General features: G+C 71.5%; 12 protein-coding genes. 1 reads left to right on the top strand and 11 read right to left on the bottom strand.

Annotated features, from left to right (window positions below; all coding sequences use genetic code 11):
• Window positions 1-33: 33 nt before the first annotated feature.
• The 8 genes from tmk to bldG all read right to left on the bottom strand — a co-directional run bounded on the left by tmk (window position 34) and on the right by bldG (window position 12,943).
• Complete coding sequence (gene tmk, locus IE212_RS14810) at window positions 34-3,279, bottom strand: dTMP kinase (protein WP_190198272.1); 3,246 nt, start codon at window positions 3,277-3,279, stop codon at window positions 34-36.
• A 156-nt stretch (window positions 3,280-3,435) separates the two neighbouring features.
• On the bottom strand, window positions 3,436-6,270 hold the full coding sequence (gene topA / locus IE212_RS14805; RefSeq protein ID WP_190198271.1) for a type I DNA topoisomerase: 2,835 nt from the start codon (window positions 6,268-6,270) through the stop codon (window positions 3,436-3,438).
• 244 nt (window positions 6,271-6,514) lie between these two features.
• Complete coding sequence (locus tag IE212_RS14800; RefSeq protein WP_190198270.1) at window positions 6,515-6,712, bottom strand: hypothetical protein; 198 nt, start codon at window positions 6,710-6,712, stop codon at window positions 6,515-6,517.
• A gap of 188 nt (window positions 6,713-6,900) precedes the next feature.
• Window positions 6,901-8,439 (bottom strand): N5-glutamine methyltransferase family protein, encoded by a 1,539-nt coding sequence (locus tag IE212_RS14795; RefSeq protein WP_190198269.1) that lies wholly within the window; start codon window positions 8,437-8,439, stop codon window positions 6,901-6,903.
• A 124-nt stretch (window positions 8,440-8,563) separates the two neighbouring features.
• The gene (locus IE212_RS14790; protein WP_190198268.1) at window positions 8,564-9,154 is read right to left on the bottom strand and encodes a small secreted protein; all 591 of its coding nucleotides are present in this window, start codon (window positions 9,152-9,154) and stop codon (window positions 8,564-8,566) included.
• Between the two features lie 194 nt (window positions 9,155-9,348).
• Window positions 9,349-11,754 (bottom strand): sodium-translocating pyrophosphatase, encoded by a 2,406-nt coding sequence (locus IE212_RS14785; protein ID WP_190198267.1) that lies wholly within the window; start codon window positions 11,752-11,754, stop codon window positions 9,349-9,351.
• Between the two features lie 274 nt (window positions 11,755-12,028).
• Entirely contained in the window at window positions 12,029-12,466 is a 438-nt protein-coding gene (locus tag IE212_RS14780; protein WP_190198266.1) for an ATP-binding protein, read from the bottom strand.
• A 135-nt stretch (window positions 12,467-12,601) separates the two neighbouring features.
• Window positions 12,602-12,943, bottom strand: coding sequence for an anti-sigma factor antagonist BldG (gene bldG / locus IE212_RS14775; RefSeq protein ID WP_003991900.1), 342 nt, complete (start codon window positions 12,941-12,943; stop codon window positions 12,602-12,604).
• Window positions 12,944-13,022: 79 nt separating this feature from the next.
• Between bldG and sftH the strand changes: the two genes are divergently transcribed.
• The gene (gene sftH / locus IE212_RS14770) at window positions 13,023-15,551 is read left to right on the top strand and encodes a DEAD/DEAH box helicase (protein WP_229864329.1); all 2,529 of its coding nucleotides are present in this window, start codon (window positions 13,023-13,025) and stop codon (window positions 15,549-15,551) included.
• On the opposite strand, the gene IE212_RS14765 is transcribed toward sftH, so the two are convergent.
• From IE212_RS14765 to IE212_RS14755, 3 genes are read right to left on the bottom strand one after another with little or no spacing between them, the layout of a single operon-like run.
• Entirely contained in the window at window positions 15,442-15,909 is a 468-nt protein-coding gene (locus IE212_RS14765) for an Rv3654c family TadE-like protein (protein ID WP_190198264.1), read from the bottom strand. The two genes, sftH and IE212_RS14765, sit on opposite strands and share 110 nt — an antisense overlap.
• Window positions 15,906-16,271: a TadE family type IV pilus minor pilin gene (locus tag IE212_RS14760; RefSeq protein WP_190198263.1), complete on the bottom strand. Its 366-nt coding sequence runs from the start codon at window positions 16,269-16,271 to the stop codon at window positions 15,906-15,908. Before IE212_RS14760 ends, IE212_RS14765 begins: the two co-directional genes overlap by 4 nt.
• The gene (locus IE212_RS14755; RefSeq protein ID WP_190198262.1) at window positions 16,258-16,467 is read right to left on the bottom strand and encodes a DUF4244 domain-containing protein; all 210 of its coding nucleotides are present in this window, start codon (window positions 16,465-16,467) and stop codon (window positions 16,258-16,260) included. The genes IE212_RS14760 and IE212_RS14755 overlap by 14 nt, the downstream gene beginning before the upstream one ends.
• Between the last annotated feature and the right edge of the window lie 50 nt (window positions 16,468-16,517).

Raw genomic sequence — 16,517 nt, 5'->3', positions numbered from 1 at the left:
CGACAGCGCGACCACCGACAACGGGCAGGGGCCTCAGCGGCCCCGGCCCCTCCCCCGGCGGCCCCGTCCCTCGTCCGGCTCGTCCTCGTGCGGTCCCAGCAGCTCGTCCGCCAGCGAGGGCAGATCGTCGAGCGGTGTCTCCTCGGCCCAGTCGGACCGCCGGCGCGGCCGGCCCTCGGCGTCCAGCTGGGGCAGCTCACGCGTACGGTCCTCGGTGCCGTCGGGCCGGGCGGCCGGGGCGTCGTCCTTGCGGAAGTACCCGGGCGGGACCCGGTCCGACGGTTCGTCTCCGGGCACCCGCGGCAGGACGGCCGTCTCGTCGGCGTCCCCCGGACGGACGGGAGGCAGCACGGCCGTGTCGTCCGCCGCGCCGGGAGGAACGGCGGGCAGCATCTCGGTCCTGTCGTCGTCTTCGGGACGGGTCGCGGACAGCACCTCGGTCTCGTCGCCCGCCCGGGCAGGGACCGAAGGCAGCACCTCGGTCTCTTCCCCCGGCCCCGGCGGCACCGGCGGCTTCGGCAGCTCGGCGGTCCGTTCGGCGTCGGACCAGGACGGGGACCGGTCCGGGGCCTTCTCCAGGTTGACCACGGGTGTCGGGACGGTCACCGCGTCCTGTCCGGGCGCCGGACCGGAGGCGCCCTTCGGGGCCAAGTTCTTCGGTCCGGCCTCCGCCGCCGCGGCCGCCGCCTCCGCCAGACGCCGCGCCTCCTCGGCCCGCATCAGGGCCTCCTCGGCCTTGCGCTGCTTCTCCAGGCGGAGCGCCTCGGCCTCGGCACGCAGCCGGGTCTCCTCCTCGGCCTGCTTGCGGCGCCGCTCCTCCTCGGCCTTGCGCCGGGCCTCCTCCTCCGCGCGTGCCTTCTCCTCCGCGAGCAGCCGCGCCCGCTCCTCCTCGGCCTTCCTGCGGGCCTCCTCGGCGCGCCGCCGGGCCTCCTCCGCCTGCCGTTCGGCCTCGCGGCGCTGCGCCTCCTCCAGCTCGCGCCGCTTGCGCTCCTCCTCCTCGGCGCGCAGCTTGGCCAGCTGCTCCTGGCGCTCGCGCTCCAGGCGCTCCTCCTCGGCCTTGCGGGCGGCCTCTTCCTCGGCCTTGCGGCGGGCCTCCTCCTCGGCCTTCCTCCGTGCCTCCTCCTGGGCCTTGATCTCGGCCTCGGACAGCGGCAGCACCTGGTCGAGCCGGTGCCGGATGACGGTCGTGACGGCCTCGGGCTCCTGGCCCGCGTCGACCACCAGATACCGCCCGGCGTCGGCCGCGGCCAGGGTGAGGAAACCGGCCCGCACCCGCGCGTGGAACTCGGCGGGCTCCGACTCCAGCCGGTCCGGCGCCTCGGTGAACCGTTCGCGCGCGGTCTCCGGCGCGACGTCCAGCAGGACGGTCAGATGCGGCACGAGTCCGTTCGTGGCCCAGCGGTTGATCCGGGCGATCTCGGTCGGCGACAGGTCCCGGCCCGCCCCCTGGTAGGCGACGGACGAGTCGATGTACCGGTCGGAGATGACGACCGCGCCGCGCTCCAGGGCGGGCCGTACGACGGTGTCGATGTGCTCGGCCCGGTCGGCCGCGTACAGCAGCGCCTCCGAGCGGTGCGACAGGCCCTCGCTCGACACGTCCAGCAGGATCGACCGCAGCCGCTTGCCCACCGGGGTCGCCCCCGGCTCGCGCGTCAGCACGACCTCGTGGCCCTTGCCGCGGATCCACTCGGCGAGCGCCTCGGCCTGCGTGGACTTCCCGGCCCCGTCGCCACCCTCCAGGGCGATGAAGAAGCCGGACGCCGCGGGCGCCTGCTCGGGGTCGTCGCCGCCGAGCAGCGCGTCGCGCAGGTCCTGCCGCAGCGGGACACCGGAACGGTCGTCGACCTTGGCCAGCACCAGGGCGGCCACCGGCAGCAGCAGCGCGCCGGCCAGCATCAGCGTGAAGGCCGCGCCGCCGTGCGCGAAGACGAACTTGCCGCTCTCCAGCCGGTGCGGCCCGATCCCCGCCGCGATCAGCGGGGCGGCCACCGCGGCGAGCGCCACGCAGACCCGCACGACCGCGTGCAGGTGCTCCGTCGTACGGGACCGCCGGTACTCCTCGGTCTCCTGGTCGAGCAGCGTGTGCCCGATGTTGGCGGCCGTGCCCGCGCCGACGCCGGCCAGCGCGAGGATCAGCAGCACGGTGGTGACGTCCGGGACCAGCCCGGCGGCCAGCAGCGCGACCCCGGTGAAGGCGATGACCAGCGCGAGCAGCCGGCGGCGCGAGAAGGCGGGCAGCAGGGCGGGCGCCCTGCGGACGCCGACGACGACGCCGCCGGTCAGCGCACCCACGAACAGCCCGTACAGCACCGGGCCGCCGCCCAGGTCCTTGGCGTGCAGCACGGCCACGGCGACGGCGGCCGACACGGCGGTGGCGACGGCCGCACAGGCCAGCACCAGCAGCGGCATCGCGCCGGTGCGGCCCTTGTCGGCCCCGGTGGTGGTCCTCGGGCGGCGCAGCCCCTCGAGGGGCGAGCGCGCGCGGGGGGTGCGCGTGTCGGGCAGCTCCAGGAAGGTCAGTACGGACAGGGACGCGGCGAACAGCCCGGCCGCGACGTAGGAGGCGAGGGCCGCCTGGTGCTGGCCGAACCAGTCGATGCCGGCGCCCAGCAGGTTGTTGAACAGGGACGCGATGAGGAGCACGGCGGCGGCGAGCGGGATCGCGACGAAGCCGGTGCGCAGCGACAGGCGGCGCAGGGCGTCCATGTGGTCGGGCAGCGGCCGGACCGTCGCGCCTTCCGGTGGTGGGGCGGGCAGCAGCGCGGGGGCCGCGCTCTCGCGGCACACCGTCCAGAACCGCTCGGCGACCCCGGCCACGAAGGCCGTGACGAGGAGGACGGCCAGCGCGTCGTCGGGCGTCCAGTCGATCCACAGCGGCGCGACGATGAGCAGCGCCGCGCGCAGTCCGTCCGCGCCGACCATGGTCCAGCGGCGGTCGAGCGGACCGTCCTTTGAGGTGAGCGCCGTGAGCGGGCCGAGGAGCACGGCGCCGAACAGGAGCGTCGCGAGGATGCGCACCCCGAAAACGGTCGCCACTGCGAACGCCACGCCCCGGTAGCCGCCCCCGAACGAGCCCGCGGCGACAGCCGCCTGGAGAGCGAGGAGGACCAGTACGAAAAGAGTGAGGGTGTCGCCCACACCGCCCACGAGTTGTGCGCTCCACAACCGCTTCAGCTGCGGACGTCGCAGCAGGGCGCGGACGGCACGCTCGCGGGAGTCCGCGACCAGGGCGTCGTCGGGGGCCGGCTGAGGGGCCGTGGGGTGCTCGGCTCGCGTCATGCATTCAGCCTATCGGGAGACACCGGCACCCCCGAGAGCCCGCCCTGGCATGCGCACACCCCGACACCGAAGTGGTGCCGGGGCGTTCGCTTTCCGAACCCCGGGCGAAGGCGTGGGCCTTGACCGCCCGGTTTCCGAACAGGTCCCTCAGGGGCGTCAGTCCTCCGCCGACTTGGCGGCGGTCGCGGTCTTGGCGGCCGTCTTCTTCGCCGTCGTGGTCTTCTTCGCCGTCGTCTTCTTGGCCGCGGTCGTCTTCTTCGCGGCGGTCTTCTTGGCCGTTGCCGTCTTCTTCGCCGGTGCCTTCTTGGCCGCCTTCTTCGCGGTCTTCTTCGCCGGGCCCTTCGCGCGCTTCTCGGCGAGCAGCTCGAAGCCCCGCTCCGGCGTGATCGTCTCGACACTGTCACCGGAGCGCAGGGTCGCGTTGGTCTCGCCGTCGGTGACGTACGGCCCGAAGCGCCCGTCCTTGACGACGACCGGCTTCTCGCTCACCGGGTCGGTGCCCAGCTCCTTGAGCGGCGGCTTGGCGGCGGCCCGGCCACGCTGCTTCGGCTGGGCGTAGATCGCCAGCGCCTCCTCCAGCGTGATCGTGAAGAGCTGCTCCTCGGACTGCAGCGAGCGCGAGTCGGTGCCCTTCTTCAGGTACGGGCCGTAGCGGCCGTTCTGCGCGGTGATCTCCTGGCCCTCGGCGTCGGTGCCGACGACACGCGGCAGCGACATCAGCTTCAGGGCGTCGTCGAGGGTGACCGTGTCCAGGGACATCGTCTTGAAGAGGGACGCCGTGCGCGGCTTGACCGCGTTCTTGCCCGTCTTCGGGGTGCCCTCGGGGAGGATCTCCGTCACGTACGGGCCGTAGCGGCCGTCCTTGGCCACGATGGTGTGGCCGGTGGCCGGGTCGGTGCCCAGTTCGTAGTCGCCGCTCGGCTTGGCGAGCAGTTCCTCGGCGAGGTCGACGGAGAGCTCGTCGGGGGCCAGGTCGGCCGGGATGTCGGCGCGCTGGTGCTGCTCGGTGTCCTTCTCGCCGCGCTCGATGTACGGGCCGTAGCGGCCGACCCGCAGCACGATGTCGTTGCCCACCGGGAACGACGACACCTCGCGGGCGTCGATCGCGCCGAGGTCGGTGACCAGCTCCTTGAGGCCGCCGAGGTGGTCCCCGTCGCCGTTGCCCGCGTCGGCGGCGGAGCCGCTGTCGGCCCCCGTCTCGCCGAAGTAGAACCGCTTCAGCCACGGCACGGACTGGGCCTCGCCGCGGGCGATGCGGTCGAGGTCGTCCTCCATCTTGGCGGTGAAGTCGTAGTCGACGAGCCGCCCGAAGTGCTTCTCCAGGAGGTTGACGACGGCGAAGGAGAGGAAGGACGGCACCAGGGCCGTGCCCTTCTTGAACACGTAGCCGCGGTCCAGGATGGTGCCGATGATCGACGCGTACGTCGACGGACGGCCGATCTCGCGCTCTTCCAGCTCCTTGACCAGGGAGGCCTCGGTGTAGCGGGCCGGCGGCTTGGTGGCGTGCCCGTCGACCGTGATCTCCTCGGCGCTCAGGGCGTCGCCCTCGCTGACCTGGGGCAGCCGCCGCTCGCGGTCGTCGAGCTCGGCGTTCGGGTCGTCGGCGCCCTCGACGTAGGCCTTGAGGAAGCCGTGGAAGGTGATCGTCTTGCCGGAGGCGCTGAACTCGACGTCCCGGCCGTCGGCAGCGGTGCCGCCGATCTTCACGGTGACGCTGTTGCCGGTCGCGTCCTTCATCTGGGAGGCGACGGTCCGCTTCCAGATCAGCTCATAGAGCTTGAACTGGTCACCGGTCAGTCCGGTCTCGGCGGGAGTGCGGAAACGATCACCCGAGGGGCGGATCGCCTCGTGGGCCTCCTGCGCGTTCTTGACCTTCCCGGCGTACGTCCTCGGCTGCGGCGGCAGGTAGTCGGCGCCGTACAGCTGCGTGACCTGGGCGCGGGCGGCGGCGACCGCCGTGTCGCTCAGCGTCGTGGAGTCCGTACGCATGTACGTGATGTAGCCGTTCTCGTACAGCTTCTGCGCGATCTGCATCGTGGCCTTCGCGCCGAAGCCGAGCTTGCGGCTGGCCTCCTGCTGCAGCGTCGTCGTACGGAACGGGGCGTACGGCGAGCGGCGGTAGGGCTTGGACTCCACGGAGCGGACGGCGAACCGCGTCTGCTCCAGGGCGGCGGCCAGGGCGCGGGCGTTCGCCTCGTCGAGGTGGAGGGTGTTCGCGCTCTTCAGCTGTCCCAGGGAGTCGAAGTCGCGGCCCTGCGCGACCCGCCTGCCGTCGACCGTCTGCAGCCGCGCGACCAGCGACGACGGGTCCGACGGGTCTCCCGCGCGGCCGGTCGCGAAGGTTCCGGTCAGGTCCCAGTACTCAGCGGAACGGAACGCGATGCGCTCGCGTTCCCGCTCGACGACGAGCCGGGTGGCGACCGACTGGACACGGCCCGCGGACAGCCGCGGCATGACCTTCTTCCACAGGACCGGCGAGACCTCGTAGCCGTAGAGGCGGTCGAGGATGCGGCGGGTCTCCTGGGCGTCGACGAGCCTCTGGTTGAGCTGGCGCGGGTTGGCGACAGCGGCCTGGATCGCGGCCTTGGTGATCTCGTGGAAGACCATCCGCTTGACCGGGACCTTGGGCTTGAGGACCTCCTGGAGGTGCCAGGCGATGGCCTCGCCCTCGCGGTCCTCATCGGTGGCGAGGAAGAGCTCGTCGGAGTCCTTCAGCAGGTCCTTGAGCTTCTTGACCTGTGCCTTCTTGTCGGCGTTGACCACATAGATCGGCTGGAAGTCGTGTTCGACGTCCACACCGAGACGGCGGACCTCGCCGGTGTACTTCTCGGGCACCTCGGCGGCGCCGTTGGGAAGGTCGCGGATGTGCCCGACGCTCGCTTCGACTACGTAGCCGGGGCCGAGGTAGCCCTTGATCGTCTTCGCCTTGGCAGGCGACTCGACGATGACGAGTCGGCGGCCGCCCTGTGCGGTCTCGCTGGTCGGGGACAACTTCGCTCTTCTCTCCGGTCGACGCTGGGGTCTCCCCAGGCTTCGCCCCGGGGCTGGGTCGTGGTGACGCTGCGGAGTGTGACGGTACAGCCCGCCCCCGTGTCAAACGGGAAAAGCCCGCAACGGCCACTCGAACGGTAACCCGACTACCACCATTCCTGCCGCCCGGAGTACCGGGAGAAGACCCGCTGCTATGCGGAGTGCGACCTCTTGGTTACTCGCGGAAGCGCCCCCGGCCCGGCCCTCAGAGGCGGGTGAAGCACCAGGTTCCGGCCGTCAGGGCGAGCACCGCGACGACGCTCGCCAGGGTCGCCGATGCGACGGGCCTCACACCGTGGGCGACGGGCCGGTGCCGGCGCACGCATGCCGCGGTCCACGCCAGCAGTCCCCCTCCGAACAGGGAGAACACGGTTCCTGCGAAGATCGCCGGTTCGTTCTCCATGCCCGCCGCGCCCCTTTTCTCACGTCCGCGTCTCTCCAGCCCCGGGAGGCTGACACGCGTGGGCGGCGGGCAGGCGAACCGGAGGTGAACGGCGGGTCGCCACGACCGTGGCCCGGGGACGGCCGGCCTCTCTCAGCCCGCTGGGAACAGCGTGTTCAAATCGACTCGAATTTGTTGGCGGGCATCTCTCAGCGGACCGGCTCCAGGAACCCCTGCTCGACGAGAAGCCGGATCTGCGCCGGGGTGCGGTCGCGCAGCAGGACCGGGTCCTCGCCGACCAGCTGGGCGATGGCGTCCAGGATGACCCCGGCGCTCATGGAGCCGTCGCACACACCCGCGAAGCCCGCGCCGACCGTGTCCACGCGGGTGGCCCGGCGCATACCGCGGTTCTGGCGCAGCACGACATGCTCGGGGTCCTCGGCGCCGGGCAGCCCGACCTGTTCCTGCACGACCTCGGCGGTGAGCCGGAAGCGCTTTTCGAGCAGGGCGGCGTCGTCGTGGTCGCGCAGGTAGTCGAGCCGGTCGAAGTGGGCCCGGATGGTGTCGCCGAGCGGCTGCTCCACCGGATGCGGCCACTCCTCCACCGTGACGGAGGGCACGGCGGCGCCCGTCCTGCGCAGGGTGATCCAGCCGAAGCCGACGGCCTTCACCTTGCGCGCCTCGAACTCGTCGAGCCATGCGTCGTACCGGGCCTGGTACTCCGCGGCGTCCTCGCGGTGGTCGCCGGCGTCCCGCAGCCACAGCTCGGCGTACTGGTTGACGTCCTGCACCTCGCGCTGCACGATCCACGCGTCGCAGCCGCGAGGCACCCAGGAGCGGAGCCGCTCCTGCCAGTCCTCTCCCTCCACGTGCTGCCAGTTGGCGAGGAACTGGGCGAATCCGCCCTCGTTCAGGCGATCGCCCGCTTGGGACACGAGCGTGCGGCACAGATCGTCCCCGCCCATGCCGCCGTCACGGTAGGTGAGCCGGGCACCGGGCGAGATCACGAAAGGCGGGTTGGAGACGATCAGGTCGTAGGTCTCGTCGGCACGGACCGGTTCGAAGAGGGAGCCCTCGCGCAGGTCGGCCGCCGGGGCACCGGACAGCGCCAGGGTGAGGGCGGTGATGTGCAGCGCGCGCGGGTTGAGGTCGGTGGCCGTCACGCGTGTGGTGTGCCGGGTGGCGTGCAGCGCCTGGATGCCGGACCCGGTGCCGAGGTCGAGCGCCGCGGTCGCGGGCCGCCGGACGGTGATGCCGGCGAGTGTGGTGGAGGCGCCGCCGACTCCCAGGACGACTCCCTCGTCCCGCCGGCCGATCCCGCCGGCGCCGCCGACCGCGCAGCCCAGGTCCGACACGATGAACCAGTCCTCGCCGCCGGGCCCGCCGTACGGACGCACGTCCACCGTGGCGGCGATCTCGTCCCCGCCTGCGCGGGTCAGCCAGCCGCTTCGCAGGCACGCGTCGACGGGCAGGACGTCCGCCACGCGCGCGTGCGGCACGGGCTGCTGGAGGAGGAACAGCCGGACGAGCGTCTCCAGCGGCGTGTCCCCGCGGGTCGCCCGGAGCGCGGGCACGGTCTCGCTCCGGGCCAGTGCGGCGTACGCGGGGGCGCCGAGCAGTTCGAGCAGTCCGTCGGCCGTGAAGGAGGCGCCGAGGAGGGCCTCCCTCAGCCGGGCGGCGGCCTCGGGGCGGTCGGAGGAGGGCAGCGGGGGCAGGGGTGACTGGCTGGCGTTCATCACGCCCCCCATTGTGGCCGCCGGTACCGGGTGGCACGTGTTGTGGCCGCCGGTGCCGGGTGGCACGTGCCCGTGCCGTGCGTCCCGTCGGCGGGCCCAGCGGTCGCCTTCGTACCGGTTGCCGGCTTCGGGCCGCTCAGCCCTGGGGGACCCCGGCCGACCCCGTCGCCGCCTTGCAGCTGGACTGGCGGGCCATCGCCTGGCCGACCTCGCCCTCCTCCAGGGTCCGCAGCGCGTCGTTGCCGCTCTTGCCCAGCTTGTCCAGCTCGGTGGCGATGTCCTTGAGGCCGTCGGCGAACTTCCCCTGGTCCTTGGTGTCGAGGTCGTCGACCTGCTTCTTCAGGGAGGCGTACGCGGCGGAGATCGAGTTGAGCTCCTTGACCGCGTCCTGCTGCTTCTTCTCGCCGTTCTCCACGTCCGGCGGCCCGGCCTTGGTCACCGCGGACCCGATGGCCTTGTACGCGTCGGACATGTCCTGGAAGGCCTGCGCGTCGGTCTTCCGGACCTCCTCGGGCTTGCTGCTGTCCGAGGTCTCCTTCTGGATCGAGGCATTGGCCGCCTCGATCTTCTTGGCCTGCGGCTGCACGGCGTCGCAGACCTCCTTGGCCCAGGAGTCCAGCTTCTCGTTGCCGTCGTCGCCGCCACACCCCGACAGCGCCAGTACCAGTACCGCACCGCCGGACAGTGCGGCCGCGAGCTTCTTGTTCACCGGTTTGGTCCCTTCCATGGCTCTACGGCCCCGGAACATACACGCCAGATGCACGGCAACCGCACGCCGAGCATCCATTAAGACCGTTTCGTAATCTTTTGCGCCAAGCGAGAGAAGGCTCACGGCGTGTACGTGTACCCGCACGGAACGGGCGGACGACGCGTCAACGCGCGCCGTCCGCCCGCACCTTGAGCTGGGGCTCCGGATCCTCCCTACGAAACCACCGCCGGGTCCGCCGACTTGGGCTTCGGTTCGGCGTTGCCTTCGTCACCCATCGCGATCCCGCGCCGCTTTGACACGTAGACCGCGCCGACGATCACGACGAACGCGAGGGCCGCGATCAGGACCCGTACCCCGATGCTCCTGTCCGGGCCGTAGGAGAACTTGATCACCGCGGGCGCGATGAGCAGCGAGACCAGATTCATGACCTTCAGCAACGGGTTGATCGCGGGACCGGCGGTGTCCTTGAAGGGGTCGCCGACCGTGTCGCCGATCACGGTCGCCGCGTGCGCCTCGCCGCCCTTGCCGCCGTGGTGGCCGTCCTCGACGAGCTTCTTGGCGTTGTCCCACGCGCCTCCGGAGTTGGCGAGGAACACCGCCATGAGCGTGCCCGCGCCGATCGCGCCCGCCAGGTACGCGCCGAGCGGCCCGACGCCGAGCGTGAACCCGATGAAGATCGGTGCCATGACGGCGAGCAGACCGGGCGTGGCGAGTTCACGCAACGCGTCCTTGGTGCAGATGTCGACGACTTTGCCGTACTCCGGTTTCTCGCTGTAGTTCATGATCCCGGGCTTCTCGCGGAACTGCCGCCGCACCTCGAAGACCACGGAACCCGCCGACCGCGACACCGCGTTGATCGCCAGCCCCGAGAAGAGGAAGACGACCGCGGCGCCCGCGACGAGACCCACGAGGTTGTTGGGCTGCGAGATGTCCATCATCAGGCTCATCGGGGCGCCCTCCCCGCCGAGCCGTTCGCCCACGTCCTGCGCTCCGGTGATGATCGCGTCGCGGTAGGACCCGAACAGCGCCGCCGCCGCGAGCACGGCCGTGGCGATCGCGATGCCCTTGGTGATCGCCTTGGTGGTGTTGCCGACCGCGTCCAGGTTGGTGAGCACCTGCGCGCCCGCGCCCTGGACGTCGCCCGACATCTCCGCGATGCCCTGCGCGTTGTCGGAGACCGGCCCGAAGGTGTCCATCGCGACGATGACACCGACCGTGGTGAGCAGGCCGGTCCCGGCCAGCGCCACCGCGAACAGCGCCAGCATGATCGACGTACCGCCGAGCAGGAACGCCCCGTACACCCCGAGCCCGATCAACAGGGCCGTGTAGACGGCCGATTCGAGACCGACCGAGATACCGGCGAGGACGACGGTGGCCGGGCCGGTGAGCGAGGTCTTGCCGATGTCCCTGACCGGCCGTCGGGTGGTCTCGGTGAAGTAGCCGGTCAGTTGCTGGATGAGGGCGGCGAGCACGATGCCGATGGCCACCGCGACGAGCGCGAGGATCCGCGGGTCGCCGTCCTTGCCCTGGATCGCGGCGTCGGTGACACCGTCCAGCTCGGAGTACTTCCCTGGCAGGTAGACGAAGACGGCCACCGCGACCAGCACGAGCGAGATCACCGCGGAGATGAAGAACCCGCGGTTGATGGCGCTCATGCCGCTGCGGTCGGAACGCCTCGGCGCGACGGCGAAGATGCCGATCATCGCTGTGATCACACCGATCGCCGGCACCAGCAGCGGGAAGCCGAGCCCGGCGTCGCCGAAGGCCGCCGAGCCCAGGATCAGTGCGGCGACCAGGGTGACGGCGTAGGACTCGAAGAGGTCGGCCGCCATGCCCGCGCAGTCGCCGACGTTGTCGCCCACGTTGTCGGCGATGGTCGCGGCATTGCGCGGGTCGTCCTCCGGAATGCCCTGTTCGACCTTGCCGACCAGGTCGGCGCCGACGTCGGCGGCCTTGGTGAAGATGCCGCCGCCGACTCGCATGAACATCGCGATCAGCGCGGCACCGAGGCCGAAGCCCTCGAGCACCTTCGGCGCGTCTGCCGCGTACACCAGCACCACGCAGGAGGCGCCCAGCAGGCCGAGACCCACCGTGAACATGCCGACCACGCCGCCCGTGCGAAATGCGATCTTCATCGCTTTGTGCGAGACGGCGGTCAGATCCTTTTCCGGCTCGCCTGCTGCCGGAGTCGCCTCACGCGCCGCCGCGGCGACGCGCACATTACTGCGAACGGCGAGCCACATGCCGATATAACCGGTGGCCGCCGAGAACGCCGCTCCGATCAAGAAGAACACCGATCGTCCGGCACGCTGACTCCAGTCGTCCGCGGGCAGCAGCATGAGCAGGAAGAACACGATCGCCGCGAATACCGCGAGCGTGCGCAACTGACGTGCCAGATAGGCGTTCGCGCCTTCCTGGACGGCCGCCGCGATCTTCTTCATGCTGTCGGTGCCCTCGCCGGCCGCGAGTACCTGGCGCACCAGGACCCCCGCGAGCACCAGGGCCGCCAGTGCGACGACGCCGATGACCACGACGAGGACTCGGTTGCCGTCGGTCAGTACAGCGGCTGCGAGGTCTGTGGGTTGGCCCGACTGTTGTGAGATGGAAAGCCCCGCCATTCGTCCTCCTTGACGCTTGGGCTGAGCTCAAGATGTGGACGGGATTGTAGGTACCGGAACCTGATCAAAACAGAGCGCGATAAACGGAATCGGCCTTCTGAAGTAATGCCCTGAAAGCATTCTCCGACGGCCGTGGAGCACACGAGTGATCGTGAACGAATTCACGCGCTGAACAACACAGGAACCACTGTAAAGGCGATCACTGACAACCGCACATGACGAAGGGCCCCACGGGTGGTGGGGCCCTTCGTCGAAAAGCTGTGGGTGTGGCCGGTCAGACCAGGATCGTCGGCGGCGGTGTGGTCGGCCAGGTCATCTTGATCGACCCGCCGTGCTCTCCCGCGCTGACCTCGACGTCGTCGACGAGTCCGCTGATGACCGCGAGGCCCATCTCGTCCTCTTCGGCCTCCGAGTCGGGGTCGCCGGGCCCGGCGCCGTTCGCGCGCTCGCCCGGGACCGCGTGCGGGGCCTCGTCGCCGACCTCGATGGAGAACTGCTTGTCCTCCTCGATCAGCAGCACCTTCACCGGTGCCGAGATCCCGCCGATCTTGTGCAGTCCGACGGCCCGGCTGCACGCCTCGCCGACGGCGAGCCTGACCTCGTCGAGGACGGCCTCGTCCACTCCGGCCCTGCGCGCCACCGCGGCCGCCACCAACCGGGCGGTCCTGACGTGCTCGGGCAGCGCGCTGAAGCGGAGCTCAACGGTGGCCATGCATCCCCCTCGCAACTACGGGCGTGCTGTCGAGGGGCTCCGGGCCGCCGAAATCCCGGGCCCCCTCGGTCTTCACTTCTGCCGAACTCTTGTCCGCACTTCGGCCGGCCCGGGCCCGGGGGCCCGGGTCCGTCATCAGTCGGTGGCCGCCACCGCTTCCTCGACCGAGGTGTGAATCGGGAACACCTTGGTGAGGCCGGTGATGCGGAAGATCTTCAGAATGCGCTCCTGGTTGCAGACCAGGCGCAGGGAGCCCTCATGGGCCCGCACACGCTTCAGGCCGCCGACCAGCACGCCGAGCCCGGTGGAGTCGAGGAAGTCCACGCCCTCCATGTCGACGACAAGGTGGAAACTGCCGTCGTTCACCAGCTCGACCAACTGCTCGCGCAGCTTGGGCGCGGTATATACGTCGATTTCGCCACCGACCCTGACGATCGTGCGATCGCCCATGGTTTCGGTCGACAGGGAGAGGTCCACGGATCCTCCAGCACCTTGCTATCGAGCGGTCGCCCTCGGGGCATCTCGGCTTCAGCCCTTGGACGCTTCGCCAGCCGTGATGGCATTCAATCACTTACCGGCAGGCGTGCACGACGCCTTGACTCCATTGTCCGTCACGCCAGTGACACACTCGGTGCCGATGGCCAAGAATCACCGATCCGATCGACCCCCGACGGACCCCGCCTCCCGACCCGCGCCGGGCGCGGTCCTGGACCGGCTCGCGTCCGGTCCGAGCAGGGCTTCGCGCATTACTCATACGGAGCACCTGCCCCCGCGCGAGGGCCGGCATGCCGTCTGGCCGGACCGGATCCGCGCCGAGGTCGTGGCAGCCGTGCGGGCCGCGGGCATCGAGCATCCCTGGGCTCACCAGGCAGACGCGGCCGAGCACGCCCTGGACGGCGACTCGGTCGTCGTCGCCACCGGCACCGCCTCCGGCAAGTCCCTGGCCTACCTCGTGCCGGTACTGTCCACCCTTCTGGAGGGCGCCGAGGCCCCGAACGGCCGCGGCGCGACAGCCCTCTACCTGGCCCCCACCAAGGCCCTCGCGGCGGACCAGTGCCGCTCGGTGAAGAAATTTTCACATCCGTTGGGCCATTCGGTGCGCCCGGCCGTGTACGACGGCGATACTCCGTTCGAGGAACGCGAGTGGATCCGCCAGTACGCCAACTACGTGCTGACCAACCCGGACATGCTGCACCGCGGCATCCTGCCGTCCCACCCCCGCTGGTCCTCCTTCCTGAAGTCGCTGAGATACGTCGTCATCGACGAGTGCCACACCTACCGCGGCGTCTTCGGCTCCCACGTCGCCCAGGTGCTGCGCCGGCTGCGCCGCCTGTGCGCCCGCTACGGCGCCTCCCCCGTGTTCCTGCTCGCCTCCGCGACCGCAGCCGAACCCGCGGTGGCCGCCCGCCGCCTCACCGGCCTGCCGGTCGTCGAGGTCGCCGACGACGCCTCACCGCGCGGTGAACTGGTGTTCGCCCTGTGGGAGCCGCCGCTGACCGAACTGCACGGCGAGAAGGGCGCCCCGGTCCGCCGCACGGCCACCGCCGAGGCCGCCGACCTGCTGACCGACCTCACGGTGCAGGGCGTGCGTTCGGTCGCCTTCGTACGGTCCCGGCGCGGCGCCGAGCTGATCTCCGTCATCTCCCAGGAGCGTCTGGCCGAGGTCGACCGGTCGCTGGCCCGGCGTGTGGCGGCCTACCGGGGCGGCTATCTCCCGGAGGAGCGCCGCGCACTCGAACGGGCCATCCATTCGGGTGAACTCCTGGGCCTCGCGGCGACGAACGCCCTCGAACTCGGCATCGACATCTCCGGTCTGGACGCCGTGGTCATCGCCGGCTACCCGGGGACGCGCGCTTCCCTGTGGCAGCAGGCCGGCCGGGCCGGGCGGTCCGGGCAGGGCGCCCTCGCCGTCCTGGTCGCCCGGGACGACCCGCTGGACACGTTCCTCGTCCATCACCCGGAGGCCCTGTTCGACCAGCCCGTCGAGTCGACGGTCCTCGACCCGGACAACCCCTACGTCCTCGCTCCGCACCTGTGCGCGGCCGCCGCGGAACTGCCCCTGACGGACGAGGACCTCGATCTCTTCGGCCCGGCCTGCGAGGGTCTGCTGCCCCAGCTGGAGGCGGCGAAGCTGCTGCGCCGCCGCACCAGGGCCTGGCACTGGACCCGCCGCGAGCGCGCCGCCGACCTGACCGACATCCGCGGCGAGGGCGGACGCCCCGTCCAGGTCGTCGAGGAGGGCACGGGCCGGCTGCTCGGCACGGTCGACGCGGGCGCCGCCCACTCCACGGTGCACGAGGGGGCCGTCCACCTCCACCAGGGCCGCACCTACCTGGTGCGCTCCCTCGACCTGGAGGACTCCGTCGCCCTCGTCGAGGAGGCCGCCCCGCCCTACTCCACGGTCGCCCGGGACACCACGTCGATCTCCGTCCTGGAGACCGACGTCGAGGTCCCCTGGGGTGACGGCCGCCTCTGCTACGGCTCCGTCGAGGTCACCAACCAGGTCGTCTCCTTCCTCCGTCGCCGGCTCATCACCGGTGAGGTCCTGGGCGAGACGAAGCTCGACCTCCCTCCTCGTACGCTGCGCACCCGGGCGGTGTGGTGGACCGTCACCGAGGACCAGCTGGACCGGGCCCGGATCAGCCCGGAGATCCTCGGCGGCTCCCTGCACGCCGCCGAGCACGCCTCGATCGGCCTGCTGCCCCTCTTCGCGACCTGCGACCGCTGGGACATCGGCGGGGTGTCGATCCCGCTCCACCCGGACACGCTCCTGCCCACGGTCTTCGTCTACGACGGCCATCCGGGTGGCGCGGGCTTCGCGGAGCGTGCCTTCCACACCGCCCGCACCTGGCTGACCGCCACCCGCCAGGCCATCGCCTCCTGTGAGTGCGACGCCGGCTGCCCGTCCTGCATCCAGTCCCCCAAGTGCGGCAACGGCAACGATCCGCTGCACAAAAGGGGGGCGGTGCGGCTGCTCACGGTGCTGCTGGAGGGGGCTCCGGAGGCGAAGGAGGCAGCTGGTGAAGTGGCTGACCGGCCGACGGAAGATCCAGCCGGGCCGCCGGAGGGCCCGCACGCGCCCTGACCTCCGCTGTGAACGGCCCCCGGCCGGACGCGGCCGTCACGTCCGAGATCTCCCCGGTGACCTCACACCGCACCAGCCGCACGCCCTGTGCCCGGGCCACCCGGCCCGCGTCGGCACAGGCCGCCGCAGCGCCCTCGGCCCAGTGGTCCGCCGCCGCGAGCGCCGCGAGATCCGCACCGCCCGCCGCCCGGTGCCGGACCACGACGGCCTGCCCGAGGGCCAGCACGACGCCGAACACCACGCACAGCACGGCGATCGCCCCGACGCTCCAGACCGTGGCGGAGCCCTGGTCCGAGGCGGCCCCCGCGCGCACTCGGCGCGGTGTCCTGCGTCCCCGCACCGCCGCCCGTCGTCTCATGCGCCCACCCCCACGGCCTCCTCAACCGACGCCACCGCCTCCTCGCGCACGGTGAACGGCAGGCCCCGTAACACCGGCGGCTCCGCCACGACGACCACCCGGACGTGTTCCTCGTCCCGGCTGACGGTGACCTTCGCGCCGGGCGGCGCCGCCGCACGGGTCATGCGCACGACCGCGCCGGGCGGGTCCTGGCGGGCCGCCGCGCGGGCGCCCGTCCGTGCCGCGTCGACGCACTGGATCTGGGCGGCCACCGCCAGCAGCCCCCAGACCAGCGCCATCGCGAACATCACCAGCACGGGCAGCACGACCGCCGACTCCGCCGTGACGAACCCCCGGTCCGCGCCCCGCTCACATGCGCGCATTGAGGGCTTCCTGCACGATGCCCTGCAGTTCCGCGCCGACCGCACCGCTGGTGACCACCTTGTAGAGGACGACCGCGAACGCCACCGCCGCGACGATTCCCACCGCGTACTCGGAGGTGACCATCCCCGCGTCCCTCCGCGCCGAGCGCATCCCGCACACCAGGGCACGCAGCCGTGCCCGTACCGCCTGATTCATTTCAACCCCCATGGGAAGAGTCCGTACTTCTGCTGGTTGTCGCTGACTCG

Source organism: Streptomyces djakartensis (genome assembly GCF_014651075.1).
Lineage (GTDB): Bacteria > Actinomycetota > Actinomycetes > Streptomycetales > Streptomycetaceae > Streptomyces > Streptomyces djakartensis.
The sequence above is the reverse complement of the archived record's forward strand: the minus strand, read 5'-3'. Positions and strand labels throughout refer to the sequence as shown.